Origin of the sequence: Kitasatospora sp. NPDC097691, from assembly GCF_040302665.1 — a bacterium.
GTDB lineage: Bacteria > Actinomycetota > Actinomycetes > Streptomycetales > Streptomycetaceae > Kitasatospora.
Window position 1 is genome coordinate 1 of sequence record NZ_JBEORY010000137.1, and the last position, 1302, is coordinate 1302.

At 69.3% G+C, this 1302-nt stretch carries 3 protein-coding genes; all 3 read left to right on the forward strand.

What is annotated here, in order from left to right:
• The coding region (locus ABTY56_RS38670) for a helix-turn-helix domain-containing protein (RefSeq protein ID WP_350634381.1) at window positions 1–197 on the forward strand (197 nt) is incomplete at its 5' end.
• Window positions 198–254: 57 nt separating this feature from the next.
• Complete coding sequence (locus ABTY56_RS38675; RefSeq protein ID WP_350634382.1) at window positions 255–560, forward strand: hypothetical protein; 306 nt, start codon at window positions 255–257, stop codon at window positions 558–560.
• Window positions 561–567: 7 nt separating this feature from the next.
• Entirely contained in the window at window positions 568–951 is a 384-nt protein-coding gene (locus ABTY56_RS38680) for an ester cyclase (protein WP_350634383.1), read from the forward strand.
• Window positions 952–1302: the final 351 nt, after the last annotated feature.

Consider the following 1302-nt stretch of genomic DNA (forward strand, 5'->3'; position numbering starts at 1 on the left):
CGCGTGCCCGCTTCCTGGCGCGCGGCGCCGGGGTATCCGCCCAGGAGATCGGCCGCGAGCTCGGCGTCAGCCACACGACGATTTTCAACCGCTTCGGCTCGAAGGAAGGGCTGATGCTGGCGGCGCTCGGCGTGCCGGACGAGATCCCGTGGGTCGCGGACTTGGAGGCCGGACCGGACGGACGTCCGATCACCTAGCAGCTCTCGGGGCACGCCAAGGTCATCGCCGCCTTCTTCGAGGATCTGCACGCGGGCATGGCCGTCCTGCGCGCGGCCGGCATCCCCAAGGACAAGATGCGGCCGCTGCCGGCGGAGGACGACGCCGCCCCGGCGCGCAGCTATCGCGCCTTCCTCGACTGGTTTCGACGGGCGCAAAGACTTGGACGGATCGGCGCCTGCGACGTCGACGCGCTCGCCTCGACCATCTTGGGTTCGCTCTATCATCGCGCCACCATGGCCGGGGTCTGCGGCCACGCGGACGCGTCGCGGGAGGCGCACGTCGAAGCGCTGATCGGGCTCCTGTGGAGCGGGATCGGCGTATCCAACCGCTTGGAGACCTGAGGCGGCCATGAGCGACCTGCGACAAGCCTACCGTGCCTACTTGGACTGCCTGAACGCTCGGGACTGGGACCGCCTCGGCAACTACGTGGACGAGGGCGTCACGCGCAACGGCAACCGCCTCGGCGTCTGCGGCTACCGAGCCATGCTGGAGGAGGATGTCGCCACCGTGCCGGACATCCGGTTCGAGATCGAGCTCCTGGTCGTCGAGGGCGCCTGGGTCGCGAGCCGGCTCTCCTTCGATTGCCACCCGGGCGGCGACTTCATGGGCGTGGCGGTTGACGGCCGGCGCGTCCGATTCACGGAGAACGTCTTCTATCGCTTCAAGGGCGGCAAGGTTGTCGAGGTCCGGTCCGTGGTCGACAAGGTCGCGGTCGAGGCGGAGCTCGGATAAGGTCGCCGCGTTCGCAAGTCGACCAAGCCGAACGCCGATTCTCGATCCGCAAACCTACGCCGTGTTCCTCGCCGCCGCCGTCGTGCTCGTGCTGTCGCCGGGCCCCGACATGGTGCTCGTCCTCTCATACACGCTCGGCTCGGGCACGGTCGCCGGCCTGACGACGCCGGTCGGCAACGTCGTACACGCGGTCCTTGCCGGCGTCGGCGTCTCAACCGTCATCCTGCTCTTCCCAGTCGAGCTACACCCCGCCCATGGTCGCGGGCATCGCCTATCTACTCTACCTCGCCGAGACCGCGCGGCGGGCCCCGGCCACCCTGGACGTCGAGGTCCTCCCGGGCGCGCGCAATT

Bases quoted from the DNA above. Each gene is read 5' to 3' on its own strand.
- ABTY56_RS38680 (WP_350634383.1), top strand. From the start codon at position 568: ATGAGCGACCTGCGACAAGCCTACCGTGCCTACTTGGACTGCCTGAAC.
- ABTY56_RS38675 (WP_350634382.1), top strand. From the start codon at position 255: ATGGCCGTCCTGCGCGCGGCCGGCATCCCCAAGGACAAGATGCGGCCG.